The organism is Enterobacter sp. NFIX58, assembly GCF_900110475.1.
In the GTDB taxonomy this organism is placed as follows: Bacteria; Pseudomonadota; Gammaproteobacteria; order Enterobacterales; family Enterobacteriaceae; genus Enterobacter; species Enterobacter quasiroggenkampii.
On sequence record NZ_FODW01000001.1, the window covers coordinates 922,439 to 941,310 of the forward strand.

Consider the following 18,872-nt stretch of genomic DNA (forward strand, 5'->3'; position numbering starts at 1 on the left):
ATAGCCGGGGTTATTTTTTATTCTTCTTCTGCGGTCTTTATTATTGCGGCTTCTTTAGCTGCCAGCACGCGTTCAACCGTATCCACCACCGCCTGGGTTTGCGGATCGATTTCGATATTCACGCGATGCCCCAGTTTTTTGGCGCCCAGCGTGGTGCGCTGCAGCGTTTCAGGAATTAAATGCACGCAAAAACGCGTTGGCGTCACTTCTCCCACGGTCAGGCTAATCCCGTCAATGCCAATAAATCCTTTATAGAGGATGTATTTCATTAATGACGGGTCCTGCATTTTAAACCAGATTTGACGGTTATTTTCCGAGGTCACGATTTTCGCCACTTCGGCAGTGGTCATGATGTGCCCCGACATCAAATGGCCGCCAATCTCATCGCTGAACTTCGCCGCGCGCTCAACGTTGACGGTATCGCCTACCACCAGCTCGCCCAGGTTAGTGATCCGCAGCGTCTCTTTCATTAAATCAAAGCTAATCTGGTTGCCGTTAATTTCGGTCACGGTCAGGCAACAGCCGTTATGGGCAATCGAGGCGCCGGTTTCGATACCCTCAAGCATATATTCCGGCAGCTCAACAACATGAGTACGGAAATTAGGTTTTTCATCAATGGACACTACTTTGGCAGTGCCCTGCACAATACCAGTAAACATGCTTACAACTCCTGTTTTTTCCGAACGGTGATGACACCGTTTAATCCCTCCACAATAACAGTTGGAAAAACAGGTTGCCAGCGGAGCGCATTTTCTGGCGATTTTTTCACTAGATAAATAGCTAAAGCCCGCTACAATAGCTGGCACCCCCCTGCATTTTCTTCTTGCTGCCCGTTTCGGCGGCTTTTTTAGTCTCTCAAATAACTACAAAATAAAGGTGTTCACGTGCAGAAGTACATGAATGAAGCGCGCCAGTTATTGGCACTGGCTATACCAGTGATCATCGCGCAAGTGGCCCAGACCGCAATGGGATTTGTGGATACGGTAATGGCAGGTGGCTACAGCGCCACCGACATGGCGGCCGTGGCTATCGGCACGTCAATCTGGCTTCCGGCCATCCTGTTCGGTCACGGTCTGCTGCTCGCGCTCACGCCTGTTATCGCTCAGCTCAATGGCTCAGGCCGTCGCGAGCGCATCGCCCATCAGGTTCGCCAGGGTTTCTGGCTGGCAGGGTTTGTCTCCGTGCTGATCATGGTGGTGCTCTGGAACGCGGGCCATATCATTCGCGCTATGCATAATATTGACCCGGCGCTGGCGGACAAAGCCGTGGGCTATCTGCGCGCGCTGCTCTGGGGCGCGCCGGGCTATCTCTTTTTCCAGGTGGCGCGTAACCAGTGTGAAGGCCTGGCGAAAACCAAGCCCGGCATGGTGATGGGTTTTATCGGGCTGCTGGTCAACATCCCGGTTAACTATGTCTTTATTTACGGTCATTTCGGGATGCCGGAGCTGGGTGGCGTCGGCTGCGGCGTGGCAACGGCAGCCGTTTACTGGGTCATGTTCTTCTCGATGCTTACTTTCGTGAAGCGCGCCCGCTCCATGCGCGATATTCGTAACGAGAACAGATTCAGCACGCCGGACTGGAGCATCATGACGCGTCTGGTGCAACTAGGGTTGCCGATTGCCCTTGCGTTGTTCTTTGAGGTGACCCTTTTTGCCGTGGTCGCCCTGCTGGTCTCCCCGCTGGGCATTGTGAACGTCGCCGGGCACCAGATTGCGCTGAACTTCAGTTCCCTGATGTTCGTCCTGCCGATGTCGCTGGCCGCGGCAGTGACGATCCGCGTGGGCTTCCGCCTGGGGCAAGGCTCGACGCTCGACGCGCAAACCGCCGCGCGCACCGGACTGGGCGTCGGCGTCTGCATGGCCATTTGCACGGCGCTTTTTACCGTTGCGCTGCGCGAGCAGATTGCCCTGCTCTATAACGACAATCCGGAAGTCGTCGCGCTGGCATCGCACCTGATGCTGCTGGCCGCGATTTACCAGATTTCGGACTCCATTCAGGTGATTGGCAGCGGCGTGCTGCGCGGCTATAAAGACACGCGCTCCATTTTCTTTATCACCTTCATCGCCTACTGGGTGCTGGGTCTGCCGTGTGGGTATATTCTGGCCCTGACCGACCTGGTGGTGGACCGCATGGGACCGGCGGGGTTCTGGATGGGCTTTATCATCGGCCTGACGTCGGCGGCGATTATGATGATGATGCGCATGCGCTTCCTGCAGCGCCAGCCATCCACGATCATTTTGCAACGCGCTGCACGTTAAATACGCAGTAGCCGCCACCCGGCGGCTACTTTCTCTTCACTTTGCGCGGTAATACAGCAATCGCGTGAAATCAGAGAGAAAATTGCATTTTCCCTCTTGCCACCTCGGTGCTGTGCCGCTAATATTCGTCCCCGTTGTCACCGACAACACGTTGCGTTCATAGCTCAGTTGGTTAGAGCACCACCTTGACATGGTGGGGGTCGTTGGTTCGAGTCCAATTGAACGCACCATTCTGCGTCCGTAGCTCAGTTGGTTAGAGCACCACCTTGACATGGTGGGGGTCGGTGGTTCGAGTCCACTCGGACGCACCATTTCAGTCCTGAAATGGTGCAAATTCTCCTCTGATAGCCTGAATTTTCTTAATCCTTTATTTTCATCATTATTCTCCTGCTACGCTTTTCCTATGGAAAAAAACACAGGAAACGTGTCGATGAAGAAGATCGCGATTATCGGCTCCGGCCCCACAGGGATTTACACCTTTTATCACCTGCTTCAAAACAGCACGCCGCTCTCCGTTTCCGTTTTCGAACAGGCTGATGAAGCCGGCGTGGGCATGCCCTATAACGACGACGATAATTCCCGACTGATGCTGGCGAACATTGCGAGCATTGAAATCCCGCCTATTTTTATGACCTATCTCGACTGGCTTAAGGAACAGAGCGACGCCCATCTGGCACGCTTTAAGGTGGATAAAGCCAGCCTGCATGACCGACAGTTCCTGCCCAGGCTCCTGTTGGGAGAGTACTTTCGCGACAGTTTTCGTTCAATCGTAAAAGAGGCGAAAAAGCTGGGGTTCGAGGTTAAGGTCCATGAATCCGCGAAGGTCACCAACATCATCCCTTCGACAACCGGCGTGACGATTTCGGTCAACGACCGCACCTTACCGGATCAATTCGACCTGGCGGTTATTGCCACCGGCCACGTCTGGCCAGAGGAGGATGAAGCCACGCGCACGTTCTTCCCAAGCCCGTGGTCCGGTCTGATGGACGCCCGCATTCCCCCTTGCCGCGTGGGCATTATGGGCACCTCCTTGAGCGGCCTGGACGCGGCTATGGCGGTGGTGATGCAGCACGGTGCGTTTCGTGACGGTAAATTCATCCTCGACAAAAGCAGCGAAGGGTTACACATTGCACTGATGTCCCGGACGGGCATTCTGCCGGAAGCCGATTTTTACTGCCCTATTCCTTACGAGCCGCTGTCGGTATTGACCGAATTCGTGGTGGAAAGCGAGATCGCCAAAGGACCGGATGGCCTGCTTGACCGCATTTTTGCCCTGATGGTCAAAGAGCTTCAGCTTGCCGATCCGGCGTGGTGCGAGAAGATTTCTCTGCATACGCTAAATGCGGACACTGTTCGTGAGGCCTGGTTTGAGGATCGTCAACGCCACGGCCCCTTTACCTGGGCGGAAGAGAATCTCAACGAGGTTGAACGCAATAAACGCGAACGCCGTACCGTGGCGTGGCGCTACACCGTGCTGCGGCTGCATGAGGTCGTTCAGGAGATCGTTCCCCATCTCAGCGAGCAGGACAGAAAACGCTTTAAGCAGGGCCTGGCTCGGGTATTTATCGACAACTATGCCGCCATTCCTCCGCAGTCTATCCGCAGGCTGCTCGCACTTCGCGAAGCCGGCATCATCAGCGTGGCCGCGCTCGGTGACGACTACACGCTCGACGTTGGCAGCGATCGAACGGTGATAACCACAAAAGAGACCGTCTATCGTTTCGACGTATTTATTGACGCACGCGGACAAAAGCCGCTCAAAACGAAAGATCTGCCCTTCCCGACGCTGCGAAAACAGCTGGAAGCGACCGGCGATGAGATACCCGATATCGGCGAGGATTACACCTTAAAAGCGCCTGACACCGTTCGCGGGCGCATCGCCTTCGGTGCGATACCGTGGCTGATGCACGATCGTCCCTTCGTTCAGGGGCTGGTGGAGTGTGCAGAGATTGCAGAGGCGATGGCGAAAGCGGCGGAAAAACCCGCGTCACGCGTGCGGCGGAGATTACCCTATTTTGAATACTGACAGGGCATCCGTGCCCTGCTGTTGCGGGTTACTCGAAGAAGACTTCCGGGTTTTCCGACAGCGAGACGAAGCTTTTCGTCGTTTTATCCAGCGCGAGGATTTCGCCGCTTTCAATGTCGTACACCCAGCCGTGCAGTCGGATGGAGTTATTACGCAGGCCCACCGCGACGGACGGATGGGTCTTGATGTTGCTCAGTTGCGCAAAGACGTTTTCCTGCACCATCGCATTCACTTTATCGATCGGCTTATCCCAGGTTTTCTTCTCTACCACGGCTTTTGCCGCGTCGGAATAGCGCAGCCAGTGTGACACGGCAGGCATCGGCTCCAGGTTCGCGTTATCGGCAATCGCCTTCATCGCACCGCAGTTGGAGTGACCGCAAATCACGATATCCGTGACGCCCAGCGCCACGACGGCGTATTCGATGGTAGCGGACACACCGCCTGGCTCCGGTCCGAACGGCGGCACAATGTTGCCAGCATTACGAATGACAAAGAGTTGTCCTGGCTCTTGCTGGGTGACCAGTTCCGGGACCAGACGGCTGTCGGAGCATGAGATGAACAGCGCTTTGGGATTCTGGCTGGACGCTAAACTGCGGAAGAGTTCTTTACGTTGCGGGAAAATCTCTTTTTGAAAGCTGAGAAAACCTTCAATGATATGTTGCATAGCAATGTCTCTTTTATCTGTTTTAGTTTAGGTATGATCGAGATCACACTCGTAAAGTTTACCCATCGTGGTTTACTTCAGACAAGCAATATATTTCTGGCCCGACCGCTGCACAATCTCGTCCGCGTTAGCGAGGATGTTCTGCCCTTCGAACGCGCCGTACAGACGTTCAAACGTTCTGCCTTCCAGATGACTCACGACGGACGCCACGGTGCGGGCCGGCAGCGGAAGATAGTTCGGGTAGCTCCACATAAACGAGACGGCGTCTTTACCCGGCGTGACCTGCAGAATATCGCCCACCAGCAGCACCCCGTCCCCCTCCTGCCAGTGCAGTACCGTTCCCCCGGCAAAATGCCCGCCCAGACGCAGCAGGGTAACCGACGGGAAAATCTCCAGCGCATCGCCTTCCCAGAAATGAATGGCCGGGCTGTCGCGCATCACCCACTCTCTGTCGCTGGCGTGCAGGTACACCGGCGCGTCAAACGCCGCAGCCCACTCCTGCATCGTGGTGTAATAATGCGGGTGTGAAATCGCAATCGCGCTGATGCCGCCAAGGGCGTTAATAAGCGTTTTGGTTGCCGGGTCAATGTTGGCGATGCAGTCCCAGAGGATATTGCCGTGCGGCGTTTGCAGAAGCAGTGCCCGCTGGTTGATAGCAAACGCCGGGACCGTTTTGATACCGAACAATCGCGGCTCCAGCTGCTGCCATTTGTTGCTGTGCGTCGCGTTGACGGTATCGAGATCGGTCCACGCCTGCCCCGTGATGGGCACATACTGGCGTTCATCCTCACAAATTGGGCATCTGTCCGGCTGCATATCGTAGGCGGTTCCACAGGTTTTACAGAGTGTAATCATGTGCTCTCCTCAGCGATAAAGCACTGAGTATGGCAGGGATTATCCTTATGTGCTGCGAGGTACATTGCTGGCTTTTTTTGCCCTATACTGTGCCAGTATCGAAAACTGAACAGAGCAGGTGCAACATGGAAATTGATCTCGATAACTTAGTGTTTAACGGTCTGGATGAAGCAGAAGAGCGTAATGCAGAACGTCTGGACGACGCGGATAAAAAAGCGCAGGCGATTGTCGCCGACGACGACTGCGGCGACGCCTGCAAGATCTAATAAAAAAGCACCGGGAAACCGGTGCTTTTTTATTTCACTCGTTAAACGTCACGCACACTTCGTTCCAGTACGTTTCGCGCGTGCGGCGCAGTTCAGCGTGGCGTTTTATCATGGAACCACTCCGGGTCAATGTTGGCAACGTCTACGCCATACAGGCTGGCGACAGGCAGTATCGACTCAAGAACACGTTGCGCGCTGTTCTCCGCATTCGCTGGCCGGGCCGCAAAAAACCGCCGTAACGTGCTGATCCATTTTTTCATCGTCTTACCCTCTCTCGCCGTATCTGCCTTCAGTTAAGCACCCCTATCCCGTGCAGGGGAAATACCAAAATCCACTGTCGATGTGCAGGATCTGCAAATAGCACCCTCGTCCTTTTCACTCTTCATTAACACCTTGTTCACTAATGCTTTTTTGCTCATAGCAAAGAACGATTTCTTATTTGGCGATAGCTTTCCCTTATGGGAGCGTAACGGGGTAAAACAAAAACAACGGGATGGCGAATGACTATGGCAGCAAAAATGAAAGGGTTTAAAAAACGGACGCTGGCTCTGGGCGTAGTGGCAGCCTGGGGCCTGTTTTCAGCGCAGGCGCAGGCCGATCAGCTGGCGGATATCAAGGCAGCAGGGGTGGTGAAAGTGGCCACGTTTGATGCCAACCCGCCGTTTGGCTCGATTGATGCCAAAACGCATGAGATCGTGGGTTACGACGTGGACTTCGCCAAAGCGCTGGCAAAATCGCTCGGCGTGAAGCTTGAACTGGTTGCCACCAATCCGGCCAACCGCATTCCGCTGCTGCAGTCCGGCAAGGCCGACCTGATCGTGGCGGATATTACTATCACCCCGGAACGCGCACAGGTCATTGATTTCTCGACGCCTTACTTCGTCACTGGCCAGCAGTTCCTGGTTCCGGCGAAATCACCGGACAAGCTCGATGACTATAGCCGTGCGCGCATTGGCGCAGTCAAAGGCACAACGGGCGAGCAGGCGCTGCACCAGCGTTTCCCGCAGTCCCGCGTCCTCTCTTATGACGACATTCCCCTGGCGCTGACCGCACTGCGCAACGGCAACGTACAGGCCATCACTCAGGACAGCACCATTCTGGCCGGTCTGCTGGCGCAGGCGCCGGACAAAGCCAACTTCAAAATCCTGCCCGACCTGCTCAGTAAAGAAGAGATCGGCGTGGGGGTGAAGAAAGGTGAAACGGCACTGCTGAAAGCCGTCAACGACGAGCTGGTTAATCTCGAGAAGACCGGTCAGGCGGCAAAAATCTATGATGTCTGGTTTGGTCCTGGCACCCCTGCTCCACAGCCTCGCGGCTTTAAAATAGAAGCCAGGTAATTATGCTCTCAGGTTTATTTTCACACTCCGCGGCCGGTGCCGCGGATTTTTCACATCTGGAACAGGCCAGCGTCGAGTTTCGTCATGTGGACAAACGCTACGGTGACCATCAGGTTTTGAACGACATTAACCTCACCATCACGCCCGGTGAAGTGGTTGCTATCCTCGGCCCGTCGGGTTCCGGTAAATCCACCCTGATTCGTCTTATCAACCAGCTTGAACCCCTGAGCGGCGGAGAGATCCTGGTCGACAACAAGCCTACCGGAAAGCTCTCCGGTAGCGGGCTGCGCCAGCTGCGAAGCCGCGTGGGGTTTGTATTCCAGCAGTTCAACCTTTATGCCCATCTCACCGCCAGCCAGAACATTACCCTGGCACTGGAGCACGTTCACGGCTGGAAGCCAGAGCCAGCCCAGGCGCGCGCGCTGGCCCTGCTGGAGAAAGTCGGGATGCTGGAAAAGGCCCACCATTTCCCGGCAGAGCTATCCGGCGGACAGCAGCAGCGCGTGGCGATAGCCCGCGCCCTCGCCTCTTCACCGCAAATCATTCTTTTCGATGAACCCACCTCCGCGCTGGATCCCGAGATGATTGGTGAGGTGCTGTTTGTGATGAAAGCCCTCGCCCACAGCGGGATCACGATGATCGTGGTGACCCATGAGATGCAGTTTGCCCGGGAAATTGCCGACCGGATTGTCTTTATCGACGGCGGGCAAATTCTGGAAACCGCGCCGCCGGCGCAGTTTTTCAGCCAGCCAGCGCATCCTCGCGCGCAGCGGTTCCTGCAAAAGGTGCTGGACCCGCTGCATCAGGAGCATCTGTAATGCCCGCGCTCGACTGGCAGGGAGTACTGACCGGACAGCCTCTGCAGTGGATACTTTCCGGATTTCTTACCACCCTGTGGGTGACGCTGGCGGGGATCGCGCTGGCCAGCCTGCTCGCACTGCTCTTTATGCTTCTGCGCCTTTCAGGCGGACGCGTCGGGAAAGCGATCGTCAGCGGCTGGGTATCACTGTTTCGCAATACGCCGCTGCTGGTGCAGCTGCTGTTCTGGTATTTTGCTGCCTGGAACGGGCTGCCGCAGGCGTTTCGCGACGTGGTCAACGCCGATCACAGCTGGTCCATTCTGCCCGGCGACGTCTGGTGGTTTACGCCCGAATTTTTATGCTCTGCCTGGGGGCTGGGCGTTTTTACCTCAGCGTTTTTAATCGAAGAAGTGGAAGCCGGGTTGCGTTCTGTGCCAGTCGGGCAACGGGAGGCGGCGCTCGCCCAGGGATTCTCGGCATGGCGCGTATTTCGCTACATCCTGCTGCCGCAGGGGCTGGCTAACGCCTGGCAGCCCGTTGTGGGCCAGTATCTCAACCTGATGAAGCTCTCCTCGCTCGCCAGCGGGATTGGCTTTGCCGAGCTCACCTACCAGGTCAGGCAGATCGAAAGCTTTAACGCGCACGCGCTGGAGGCATTTACCCTCGGTACTGCACTCTATCTGCTGATCGGTCTGGTCATGGGAATGGTGCTGGTCCGCCTTGGGCCGCAGGCGAAACGTAAACGCCCGATCGTCGCCACCACAGGGAGTGAAAAACATGATTGCCGGACTTAATGTCATCACCGATAACCTCGATTATCTGCTGTGGGGACGCGCGGCAGCCGGTGAACCGGGAGGCGTACTGCTTTCGTTAATGATGGCAGCAGGCGCTGCGGTTATCGCTCTGCCCGGAGGGATACTGCTCGCGTGCCTGGCCTGGCGCTTTACCGGGCTCGTGCGAAAAGTCCTCTTTTTATGGGCAGAGCTGATTCGCGGGATCCCGCTCATCTTCGTGATTTTCTGGATGTGGTATCTCCTGCCGCTCATGGCCGGGGGCGATCTGCCCGGGGCGCTGACCGTCACGCTGGCGCTGGCCTGGTTTACGGCGGCCACCGTGATGCACTCAGTGCTGGCCGGACTGAGCGCGCTGCCGACCGGGCAGTTCGAAGCCGCGCTGTCACAGGGATTCAGCACGCAGCAAACCCTGTGGCGCGTGCTGCTGCCGCAGGCGCTGAGGAATATTCTGCCGTCGCTGGTGGGGATTTTTATCAGCCTGCTGAAGGATACGTCGCTGGCGTTTATCGTGAACGTCCCGGAGCTGACCACGGTGGCGGGACAGGTCAACAACCGGGTGCAAATCTACCCGGCGGCCATTTTTATCTTTACGGGCGTGGTCTACTACCTGCTCTGCTGCTCGCTCGAGCAGCTTGCGAAACGCTGGCGCCTTACCCGGCCAGCGCTTTAACCACCGTTTCCATTGCCTCGGTTGTCAATGCACTGCGTTTCACGCGCTGGTTCGCCAGCGCGGTACGCAGTACCCCGGCAATGACAATATGCTTTGGCTCCTGCCCTAAATCACGCATCTCAAGCACGACCTTCCCGACCACCCGGCACATCTCCTGATACAGCGCTTCATCTTTGGTCACGTTACCCATCGTCATCACTCCATTGCCTGTTAAACGTTGAGCTTAAATGATTCTCCTGCCGGATACAAAAAAGAAGCCCGGCGAGGAACTCGCCGGGCTTCATCTGTAAAATCAGCTAATTAGTTGTTAACTGGAATGACCGCGCCTTTGTACTTGGTGCGGATCCAGTCCTGAATCTCTTTCGAGTGCAGCACGTTCACCAGCGCAACGATGTCTTTCTTCTTCTCGTCACCGCGATGCACGGTGATGATGTTGGCATACGGGTTGTTTTCACCGCTCTCAACCGCAATCGGGTCGTGAACCGGATCCAGACCGGCGTCAATCGCGTAGTTGGCGTTAATCACCACCGCATCGCCTTCGTTGTTGTTGTACATCTGCGGCAGCAGAGACGCTTCAACGTTAGGCGTGAACTTCAGCTTTTTCGGGTTCTCGACGATGTCGCTGATGCGCGCGGTCACTTTATCGATGCCCGGCTTCAGCTTGATCACGCCCTCTTTCTCGAAGATGGAAAGAATACGACCCTCTTCAGAAACCGCGTCACGCATGATGATCTTGCCACCTTCCGGCAGGTCTTTCAGCGACTTGTATTTTTTGGAGTAGATGCCGATTGGCTCAATGTGGATCGCGCCCGCACTGACAAAATCGTAGTCCTTATCGCCCGCATGATCTTTCAGCACGCTGTTCAGGTAAGGAATGTGCTGGAAATAGTTCGCATCGATGTCATGACCCGCCAGCGCGGTGTTCGGCAGAATGTAGTCCTGGAACGGTTTAATCTCCAGGTCGATACCCTGCTTCGCCAGAATCGGCTTTGCCTGCTCCAGAATTTCGGCGTGCGGCGTATTGGATGCCCCCACGGTCAGGGTGTCGGCCCAGGAGGCGAAGCTCAGGGCGCTCAGGGTTGCAGCGGCGATCAGTGTCAGTGTCTTTTTCATGATGTGGTTCCTGTGTGTATTTATTAGCGTTTATCTAACAGTGAAGTAATGACATCGCCGCAGAACTGGATAATGAAAACGATGATCAGAATGGTCACCGTTGCCACCAGCGTGACGTCACCATGGTTGCGCTGGAATCCTTCCAGATAAGCCAGATTTCCCAAACCACCGGCGCCAATCACCCCCGCCATGGCGCTGTAGCTCACCAGCGCAATCAGCGTTACCGTAATACCCGATACCAGTGCAGGTGATGATTCCGGCAGTAAAACCCGAAACACGAGCGTGCTCAGTCGTGCGCCCATCGAGCGCGTCGCTTCAATCACGCCTTTATCCACTTCACGCAGGGCGATCTCAACCAGGCGTGCGTAGAACGGTGCGGCACCCACAATCAGGGCCGGCAGCGCCGCGTTGGCGCCAAGAATGGTGCCGACAACGGTCTTGGTGAACGGGATCAGCAGCACAATCAAAATGATGAACGGAATCGAGCGGAACACGTTCACCACAATCGAAATGACGCTATACACCGTGCGGTTGTGGAACAATCCGCCGCGCGCGGTTAAAAACAGCGCCAGACCCAGCACGATGCCTAATACAAAGGTCGCCACACCGGAAAGCGCGGTCATGTACAGCGTCTCCAGCGTTGCCGCCCAGAGCTGATCCCACTTGAGATGCGGAAAGAGATTCTCAGCCATGTTTAATCACCTCGCCTTCAATATCGCTGTGCTGCAGGTCGGCGAGGATATTGTTCAGTTGTTCATCAGATGCCACGACGTGCACCCAGAGTTGACCAAACACGCCGTGAGCGGTTTGGGTCATTTTTCCGTGCAGGATGTTAAACGGCAGGCCGTAGCGCAGCGTCAGTTCGCCCACAATCGGTTTGTGCGTGCTGTGCCCAGTAAAGGTCAGCCTGATGACCGTACCTTCCAGATCGTTTGCCAGTTCGGTATTGAAGGTTTCTTCTTCAGCGTACTGGCTCACCTGACGAACAAACTGCTGCGTAATCGGCTGCTGCGGATGGGTAAAGACGCTCAACACGTCGCCCTCTTCCACCACTTTACCGTTCTCCATCACCGCCACACGGTCGCAGATTTTGCGCACCACGTGCATCTCGTGCGTGATCAGCACGATGGTCAGCTTGAACCGACGGTTAATATCCAGCAGCAGATCGAGGATCTGATCGGTGGTCTGCGGGTCAAGCGCGGAGGTGGCTTCATCGCAGAGCAGCACATCCGGGCGATTAGCCAGCGCACGCGCAATGCCCACGCGCTGCTTTTGCCCACCGCTCAGCTGTGACGGATAAGCATGCTCGCGACCTTTCAGGCCAACGAGTTCAATAAGCTCGGCCACGCGGGCCTTTATTTCGGCTTTCGGTACGCCAGCAATTTGCATCGAGAACGCAATATTCTCGCTGACCGTGCGCGACCACAGCAGGTTGAAGTGCTGAAACACCATGCTGATCTTCAGACGCGCCTGGCGCAGTGCTTCACCTTTTGCGGCAGAAATGTTCTGCCCGTTGATGGTTACGCTGCCGCTGCTCGGTTTTTCCAGACCATTCAGCAGGCGGATAAGCGTACTTTTACCTGCGCCGCTGTAACCAATGATCCCGTATATCTGTCCCTGTGCTATCGTCAAATTGACATTATCAACGGCTGTGAGTGCCACCTTTCCGTTGTCAAAAACCTTCGAAATATTGCTCAGTACAATCATTCTTATTCGTTATCCGTGCCGCCCGTGGCGGTTTAGCAGTATGGATGTCCAAACGATAGTAAACAGGCGTTATCAGCTTTTAAATGAACAAAAAAGAATGTGTTATAACTTTCGGCAATAAACAGCGGATTTACCGGGTGCGAAGCATTTAGACCAATTTCAGCAATGATTATCTGCCGGATGCATATCCGCTGGCGGACGGGCGCAAAAAACGGTCATTTTTGCAGCATTTTATCCCGATATAGCCATCCTCACATCCAGACAACTTTACGTCTTGCTGTCCTTCCATCCAGAAATGGCATTTATATTCCTTTCTGTTCTAAACGGCAGTGAATGGTTCTTTATTGAGAAAATTTCATCGCCCTATCATCCCGTCATGACATCCAGAAAGGAAAACATCATGACGATTTATCACTCCGTCACCGAACTGATTGGTCGTACCCCGCTGATCCAGCTGCATAAGCTTGATACCGGTCCCTGCTCGCTGTTCCTGAAGCTGGAAAACCAAAATCCGGGCGGGTCGATTAAGGATCGCGTTGCGCTGTCGATGATTAACGAAGCGGAACGTACCGGCCAGCTGCAGCCAGGCGGCACGATTATTGAGGCCACGGCGGGCAATACCGGTCTCGGCCTGGCCCTGATCGCCGCCCAGAAAGGCTACTCGCTGATCCTGGTGGTGCCGGACAAAATGAGCCGCGAGAAGATTTTCCACCTGCGCGCGCTGGGTGCCCAGGTGGTGCTGACCCGCTCCGACGTCAACAAAGGCCATCCTGCCTATTACCAGGATTACGCCCAGCGTCTGGCGAACGAACTGCCTGGCGCGTTTTACATCGACCAGTTCAACAACGAAGCCAACCCGCTGGCGCACCGCACCACCACGGCGCCGGAACTGTATGAGCAGCTTGACGGCAAAATCGACGCCATCGTGGTGGGCGTCGGCTCAGGCGGCACGCTGGGCGGCCTGCAGGCGTGGTTCGCCGAGCACTCTCCGCACACGGAGTTTGTCCTGGCTGACCCGGCTGGATCCGTTCTCGCCGACCAGGTGGAAACCGGACGCTACCACGACGCGGGCTCCTGGCTGGTTGAGGGAATTGGCGAAGACTTTATTCCTCCGCTGGCCCACATTGAAGGGGTGAATCGCGCCTGGCGCATCACCGACCGCGAGGCCTTCACCACCGCGCGCGAGCTGCTGAAAACGGAGGGCATTCTGGCGGGCTCCTCCAGCGGCACGCTGCTGGCGGCCGCGCTGAAGTATTGCCAGGCGCAAACCACGCCGAAGCGGGTGGTGACCTTCGCCTGCGACAGCGGCAATAAATATCTCTCGAAGATGTTCAACGACGACTGGATGCGACAGCAGGGGCTCATCACGCGTCCTCAGGCCGGCGATCTCTCTGACTACATCGCCCTGCGCCACGATGAAGGCGCTACCGTCACCGCTGCCCCGGACGACACGCTCTCCACTGTCCTGGCGCGCATGCGTCTGTATGACATCTCCCAGCTGCCGGTGCTGGAGAACGGCAAGGTGGTGGGCATTATCGACGAGTGGGATCTCCTGCGGCATATCGGCGGCGACGGCGATCGCTTCGCGCTGCCGGTGACGGCAGCCATGACGCGTCAGGTCGAGTTCCTTGATAAACACGCGCCGGAAAGCGCCCTGAACGCCATCTTCGACCGCGGCCTGGTGGCCGTCATTAATGACAACGACCGTTTTCTCGGTCTGATTACGCGCAGCGACGTTCTGACCGCCTGGCGCAACCGTCTACAGCAATAAAGGAATCAATGATGAAAAATCTGGCCACCCTCAGCGTACACAGCGGCGAATTCAACGACCAGCACGGCGCCGTCATGCCGCCGATTTACGCCACCTCGACGTTTGCGCAACCCGCGCCCGGGGAGCATACCGGTTATGAGTACTCCCGCAGCGGCAACCCTACCCGCCATGCGCTGGAAACGGCGATTGCCGAACTGGAAGGCGGCACGCGCGGCTACGCTTTTGCCTCCGGTCTGGCGGCTATCTCCACGGTGCTCGAACTGCTGGATAAAGACAGCCATATTGTCGCCATTGATGACGTTTACGGTGGGACGTACCGCCTGATCGAAAATGTGCGCAAGCGCAGCACCGGGCTGCAGGTCAGTTGGGTTAAACCGGACGACCTGGCCGGGCTCGAGGCCGCCATTCGCCCACAGACGCGTATGGTGTGGGTAGAGACGCCGACCAACCCGCTGCTGAAGCTGGCCGATCTGGCGGCCATCGCGGCAATCGCCCGTCGTCATAACGTCATCAGCGTGGCGGATAACACCTTCGCGTCGCCGGTGATCCACCGTCCGCTGGAGTCCGGTTTCGATATCGTGGTGCACTCTGCCACCAAATACCTTAACGGCCACTCTGACGTGGTGGCCGGGCTGGCGATTGTCGGGGACAACAAGGAACTGGCGGACAAGCTGGGCTATCTGCAAAACGCGGTGGGCGGCGTCCTGGATCCGTTCAGCAGCTTCCTGACACTGCGCGGTATTCGCACGCTTGCGCTGAGGGTCGAAAAGCACAGCACCAACGCGCTGGCGATTGCGCAATGGCTTGATCAGCATCCTCTGGTCGAAAAGGTATTCTATCCTGGCCTGGAATCACATCCACAGTACCAGCTGGCCCGCACGCAGATGGCGCTGCCCGGTGGCATGATTTCCGTCGTGGTAAAAGGCGATGCGCAACGCGCCACCGAGGTGATTCGCAACCTGAAGTTGTTCACTCTTGCGGAAAGTCTGGGCGGCGTGGAGAGTCTGGTAAGCCAGCCTTACAGTATGACGCACGCCTCGATTCCGCTGGAACAACGCCTGGCAAACGGCATTGTGCCGCAGCTGATCCGCCTGTCGGTGGGAATTGAAGATCCTAAAGACCTGATTGCAGACCTCAGCCAGGCGCTGCAAAAATAAGCAAACGGCGGCAGGTTACTCACCTGCCGCCACAAGTTGTCATCATGGCTTAACGCCTTGATAACAATATTATGTGAAACAGCATTGATTATTTCTGAAACACCGTTTCCATTTTCCTTTTATCTTAAAATCAGCGTATAATGCGCGCCAAATCCCTGGTGAATGGTTTCAGCGCTTGGAATACAAAAAACAACGTACAACTTCTCCTCTCCTTCGTTGGGCTGTCACTCAGGCACACTTTCTTCTGCACGCTCATTTGATGTCTCCTATCCTTAGTGCGTGTCATATACTCTTTTGCAACACAGGTTTGACTCCGCGGCGGTGCGCCCCCGGAGCGAGATTTCCATATCCTTCCCAACTTAAAGACTAAGACTGTCATGAAAAAGACGAAAATTGTTTGTACTATCGGCCCGAAAACCGAATCTGAAGAGATGCTGAGCAAAATGCTGGACGCCGGCATGAACGTGATGCGTCTGAACTTCTCCCACGGTGACTACGCAGAGCACGGCCAGCGCATCCAGAACTTGCGCAACGTGATGAGCAAGACCGGTAAAAAAGCGGCCATCTTGCTGGATACCAAAGGTCCAGAAATCCGTACCATCAAACTGGAAGGCGGTAACGACGTCTCTCTGAAAGCGGGCCAGACCTTCACCTTCACCACCGACAAATCCGTCGTCGGCAACAGCGAAATCGTTGCAGTGACCTACGAAGGCTTCACCAGCGATCTGTCCGTCGGTAACACCGTGCTGGTCGACGATGGTCTGATCGGTATGGAAGTCACCGCTATCGAAGGCAACAAAGTTATCTGTAAAGTGCTGAACAACGGCGACCTGGGCGAAAACAAAGGCGTTAACCTGCCGGGCGTCTCCATCGCGCTGCCAGCCCTGGCTGAAAAAGACAAACAGGACCTGATCTTCGGCTGCGAGCAAGGCGTTGACTTCGTCGCGGCCTCCTTCATCCGTAAGCGTTCCGACGTGGTTGAAATCCGTGAGCACCTGAAAGCGCACGGCGGCGAGAAGATCCAGATCATCTCCAAAATCGAAAACCAGGAAGGCCTGAACAACTTCGACGAAATCCTCGAAGCGTCTGACGGCATCATGGTTGCACGTGGCGACCTGGGCGTTGAAATCCCGGTTGAAGAAGTGATCTTCGCGCAGAAGATGATGATCGAGAAGTGTGTGCGCGCGCGTAAAGTGGTTATCACCGCAACGCAGATGCTGGACTCCATGATCAAAAACCCACGCCCAACCCGCGCTGAAGCAGGCGACGTGGCAAACGCCATCCTCGACGGTACTGATGCGGTTATGCTGTCCGGCGAATCCGCGAAAGGTAAATACCCGCTGGAAGCGGTCGGCATCATGGCGACCATCTGTGAACGTACTGACCGCGTGATGACCAGCCGTCTGGACTTCAATAACGACAGCCGCAAGCTGCGTATCACCGAAGCAGTATGCCGTGGTGCAGTAGAAACCGCTGAGAAACTGGAAGCCCCACTGATCGTGGTTGCCACTCAGGGCGGTAAATCTGCGCGCGCCGTGCGTAAATACTTCCCGGATGCGACCATCCTGGCCCTGACCACCAACGAAACCACCGCTCGTCAGTTGGTGCTGAGCAAAGGCGTCGTTGCGCATCTGGTTAAAGAGATCGCCTCTACTGACGATTTCTACATTCAGGGTAAAGCACTGGCTCTGGAAAGCGGTCTGGCACAGAAAGGTGATGTTGTGGTCATGGTTTCTGGCGCGCTGGTACCAAGCGGCACCACCAATACCGCATCTGTTCACGTGCTGTAATAATTCCCGAACGAATTAATTTGGATAAAAAGCGCCCGCCGGGCGCTTTTTTTATTCCTGGCATTAGCCAAAGTCATTCAAAATGCAAATCGGGTTTTTCTATTTAATTGCGAATTATCTAAGATGAATCCGATGATAAATGCCTTTTTTTCCTTAGATTTTTACCCGAAACGGGCTGATTCGATGCTTCTTTGAGCGAACGATCAAAAATAGGTGTATTCCCATCAAAAAAATATTCTCAACCCAAAAAACTTTGTGTAATACTTGTAACGCTACATGGAGATTAACTCAATCTAGAGGGTATTAATAATGAATCGTACTAAACTGGTACTGGGCGCGGTAATCCTGGGTTCTACTCTGCTGGCTGGTTGCTCCAGCAACGCTAAAATCGATCAGCTGTCTTCTGACGTTCAGACTCTGAACGCTAAAGTTGACCAGCTGAGCAACGACGTGAACGCAATCCGTTCCGACGTTCAGGCTGCTAAAGACGACGCAGCTCGCGCTAACCAGCGTCTGGACAACCAGGCTACTAAATACCGTAAGTAATAGTACCTGTTAATAAAATGGCGCACATTGTGCGCCATTTTTTTTGCCTGAGTTAAACGGCTACTGCGTCACCTTCTCCCCTTCATCTTCCGCTACCGCAGCAGATACCCGGCTGTTCTGCACCGACAACACGCTATTGCTGGCTGACGGGCCGCTACCGGCCGACACGATAACCGGGATCCCGGCGCGACGTGACAGGGCTTTATCAATTAGCGCCTTATCGCTTCCCGCCTGGGAAACAAAGGTCGCAAACTCGGAGGAATGGGTAATGGGCGAGACCTGTGGATTTTCCCCTTCTACCTGCGCCAGCGGACGGTGGACCTCAATATAGCGTTTACCATCCGGCTCAACGGAAAACTTCACGGGTTCATTAATAATCTGCACCCGCGTGCCCACCCGCACCTGTTCGAACAGGGCCTTAATGTCCGGGGCGTTCATCCGCATACAGCCAGAGCTGACCCGCAGGCCGACGCTGTCCGGCGCGCTGGTACCGTGGATAAGATATTCCCCATTCCCCACGCCTAAACGCAGCGCGAAGCGTCCCAGGGGGTTATTTGGCCCGGCAGGAACCACCGGAGGCAGTTTAATGCCCTGCTCCAGAGAGCGTGCTCTGATGCCCGGCGTGGGTGTCCAGGTCGGATTAGGGATTTTCTGGCTTACCCGCGTGGTCGTCACCGGTGTTTCCAGCCCCAACTGACCAATGCCCAGGGGGAAAACCTGAACAATGTTTTGCCCCGGCGGGAAGTAGTAGAGCCGAAGCTCAGCGAGATTTACCACTATTCCCTCGCGGGGCGTATCCGGCAACAGCATTTGCGACGGAATGGTTATCACGGTTCCCGGCGCAGGGTTTACCGGCGCAATGGTATTGTTGGTTTCCAGGATCACCTGCGCCGCCGTATTAAACCGACGGGCAATGGTCTGCAGCTTATTATCCCCTTCCTGTATCGTGTAGGTTTGATTTTGCCCAATCAGACGACTGCCTGCGGGCGGCAACGGATAGTCCATCGCACGGGCCGAATTAAGGGCACCGAGCGAACTGAGGAGTAATAGAGTAATGAGAGACGCGCGCTTCATGCTGAGATTCCTTATTCACTGACAGAACGCCAGAAAGCTGAAAA

General features: G+C 55.6%; 20 protein-coding genes and 2 tRNA genes. 13 read left to right on the forward strand and 9 right to left on the reverse strand.

Annotation, left to right across the window (positions count from 1 at the left end; genetic code table 11):
- Positions 1 to 17 precede the first annotated feature (17 nt).
- A complete protein-coding gene (locus BMW97_RS04475) occupies positions 18 to 659 on the reverse strand; it encodes a riboflavin synthase (protein ID WP_008500602.1) in 642 nt (213 codons plus the stop codon).
- Between the two features lie 225 nt (positions 660 to 884).
- Between BMW97_RS04475 and mdtK the strand changes: the two genes are divergently transcribed.
- The 4 genes from mdtK (at position 885) to BMW97_RS04495 (ending at position 4,284) form a co-directional block, all read left to right on the forward strand.
- Entirely contained in the window at positions 885 to 2,258 is a 1,374-nt protein-coding gene (gene mdtK, locus BMW97_RS04480) for an MdtK family multidrug efflux MATE transporter (protein WP_045910320.1), read from the forward strand.
- Between the two features lie 153 nt (positions 2,259 to 2,411).
- Positions 2,412 to 2,488: transfer RNA gene (locus BMW97_RS04485), tRNA-Val, on the forward strand.
- A 4-nt stretch (positions 2,489 to 2,492) separates the two neighbouring features.
- Positions 2,493 to 2,569 (forward strand) — tRNA-Val (locus BMW97_RS04490).
- Between the two features lie 119 nt (positions 2,570 to 2,688).
- Complete coding sequence (locus BMW97_RS04495) at positions 2,689 to 4,284, forward strand: FAD-NAD(P)-binding protein (RefSeq protein WP_045910319.1); 1,596 nt, start codon at positions 2,689 to 2,691, stop codon at positions 4,282 to 4,284.
- 28 nt (positions 4,285 to 4,312) lie between these two features.
- Here the strand turns inward: BMW97_RS04495 and BMW97_RS04500 are convergent, their stop codons facing one another.
- Together BMW97_RS04500 and BMW97_RS04505 are read right to left on the reverse strand one after the other, a co-directional pair.
- Entirely contained in the window at positions 4,313 to 4,948 is a 636-nt protein-coding gene (locus BMW97_RS04500) for a carbonic anhydrase (RefSeq protein ID WP_045910318.1), read from the reverse strand.
- A 72-nt stretch (positions 4,949 to 5,020) separates the two neighbouring features.
- Positions 5,021 to 5,803, reverse strand: coding sequence for an MBL fold metallo-hydrolase (locus tag BMW97_RS04505; protein ID WP_045910317.1), 783 nt, complete (start codon positions 5,801 to 5,803; stop codon positions 5,021 to 5,023).
- Positions 5,804 to 5,928: 125 nt separating this feature from the next.
- Here BMW97_RS04505 and BMW97_RS04510 point away from each other — a divergent pair, with 125 nt between their 5' ends.
- Positions 5,929 to 6,069 (forward strand): hypothetical protein, encoded by a 141-nt coding sequence (locus tag BMW97_RS04510; RefSeq protein ID WP_003857665.1) that lies wholly within the window; start codon positions 5,929 to 5,931, stop codon positions 6,067 to 6,069.
- Between the two features lie 92 nt (positions 6,070 to 6,161).
- On the opposite strand, the gene BMW97_RS24085 is transcribed toward BMW97_RS04510, so the two are convergent.
- On the reverse strand, positions 6,162 to 6,329 hold the full coding sequence (locus BMW97_RS24085; protein WP_032666818.1) for a hypothetical protein: 168 nt from the start codon (positions 6,327 to 6,329) through the stop codon (positions 6,162 to 6,164).
- A 246-nt stretch (positions 6,330 to 6,575) separates the two neighbouring features.
- Here BMW97_RS24085 and BMW97_RS04515 point away from each other — a divergent pair, with 246 nt between their 5' ends.
- From BMW97_RS04515 to BMW97_RS04530, 4 genes are read left to right on the forward strand one after another with little or no spacing between them, the layout of a single operon-like run.
- Entirely contained in the window at positions 6,576 to 7,406 is an 831-nt protein-coding gene (locus BMW97_RS04515; protein ID WP_080347292.1) for an ABC transporter substrate-binding protein, read from the forward strand.
- 2 nt (positions 7,407 to 7,408) lie between these two features.
- Entirely contained in the window at positions 7,409 to 8,224 is an 816-nt protein-coding gene (locus tag BMW97_RS04520; protein WP_045910316.1) for an amino acid ABC transporter ATP-binding protein, read from the forward strand.
- Positions 8,224 to 9,000 carry an amino acid ABC transporter permease gene (locus BMW97_RS04525; RefSeq protein ID WP_045910315.1) on the forward strand — a complete coding sequence of 259 codons (777 nt, stop codon included), beginning with the start codon at positions 8,224 to 8,226 and terminating at the stop codon, positions 8,998 to 9,000. Before BMW97_RS04520 ends, BMW97_RS04525 begins: the two co-directional genes overlap by 1 nt.
- Positions 8,984 to 9,670 (forward strand): amino acid ABC transporter permease, encoded by a 687-nt coding sequence (locus BMW97_RS04530; RefSeq protein WP_045910314.1) that lies wholly within the window; start codon positions 8,984 to 8,986, stop codon positions 9,668 to 9,670. The genes BMW97_RS04525 and BMW97_RS04530 overlap by 17 nt, the downstream gene beginning before the upstream one ends.
- On the opposite strand, the gene fumD is transcribed toward BMW97_RS04530, so the two are convergent.
- The 4 genes from fumD to BMW97_RS04550 form a co-directional block, all read right to left on the reverse strand.
- Positions 9,651 to 9,860 carry a fumarate hydratase FumD gene (gene fumD / locus BMW97_RS04535; protein ID WP_023343959.1) on the reverse strand — a complete coding sequence of 70 codons (210 nt, stop codon included), beginning with the start codon at positions 9,858 to 9,860 and terminating at the stop codon, positions 9,651 to 9,653. The two genes, BMW97_RS04530 and fumD, sit on opposite strands and share 20 nt — an antisense overlap.
- Before the next feature lie 110 nt (positions 9,861 to 9,970).
- On the reverse strand, positions 9,971 to 10,783 hold the full coding sequence (locus tag BMW97_RS04540) for a MetQ/NlpA family ABC transporter substrate-binding protein (protein WP_008500616.1): 813 nt from the start codon (positions 10,781 to 10,783) through the stop codon (positions 9,971 to 9,973).
- 23 nt (positions 10,784 to 10,806) lie between these two features.
- Positions 10,807 to 11,475, reverse strand: a complete 669-nt coding sequence (locus tag BMW97_RS04545; protein ID WP_008500617.1) for a methionine ABC transporter permease — start codon at positions 11,473 to 11,475, stop codon at positions 10,807 to 10,809.
- Positions 11,468 to 12,490, reverse strand: coding sequence for a methionine ABC transporter ATP-binding protein (locus BMW97_RS04550; RefSeq protein ID WP_045910313.1), 1,023 nt, complete (start codon positions 12,488 to 12,490; stop codon positions 11,468 to 11,470). The genes BMW97_RS04545 and BMW97_RS04550 overlap by 8 nt, the downstream gene beginning before the upstream one ends.
- A gap of 400 nt (positions 12,491 to 12,890) precedes the next feature.
- Between BMW97_RS04550 and BMW97_RS04555 the strand changes: the two genes are divergently transcribed.
- The 4 genes from BMW97_RS04555 to lpp all read left to right on the forward strand — a co-directional run bounded on the left by BMW97_RS04555 (position 12,891) and on the right by lpp (position 17,754).
- The gene (locus BMW97_RS04555) at positions 12,891 to 14,261 is read left to right on the forward strand and encodes a pyridoxal-phosphate dependent enzyme (RefSeq protein ID WP_024909384.1); all 1,371 of its coding nucleotides are present in this window, start codon (positions 12,891 to 12,893) and stop codon (positions 14,259 to 14,261) included.
- A gap of 11 nt (positions 14,262 to 14,272) precedes the next feature.
- A complete protein-coding gene (locus BMW97_RS04560; protein ID WP_045910312.1) occupies positions 14,273 to 15,418 on the forward strand; it encodes a trans-sulfuration enzyme family protein in 1,146 nt (381 codons plus the stop codon).
- A 377-nt stretch (positions 15,419 to 15,795) separates the two neighbouring features.
- Positions 15,796 to 17,208 (forward strand): pyruvate kinase PykF, encoded by a 1,413-nt coding sequence (gene pykF, locus BMW97_RS04565; protein ID WP_045284943.1) that lies wholly within the window; start codon positions 15,796 to 15,798, stop codon positions 17,206 to 17,208.
- A gap of 309 nt (positions 17,209 to 17,517) precedes the next feature.
- Positions 17,518 to 17,754: a murein lipoprotein Lpp gene (gene lpp, locus BMW97_RS04570; RefSeq protein WP_010430241.1), complete on the forward strand. Its 237-nt coding sequence runs from the start codon at positions 17,518 to 17,520 to the stop codon at positions 17,752 to 17,754.
- Between the two features lie 60 nt (positions 17,755 to 17,814).
- On the opposite strand, the gene BMW97_RS04575 is transcribed toward lpp, so the two are convergent.
- The gene (locus BMW97_RS04575; protein ID WP_045910311.1) at positions 17,815 to 18,828 is read right to left on the reverse strand and encodes a L,D-transpeptidase LdtE; all 1,014 of its coding nucleotides are present in this window, start codon (positions 18,826 to 18,828) and stop codon (positions 17,815 to 17,817) included.
- Positions 18,829 to 18,872 lie beyond the last annotated feature (44 nt).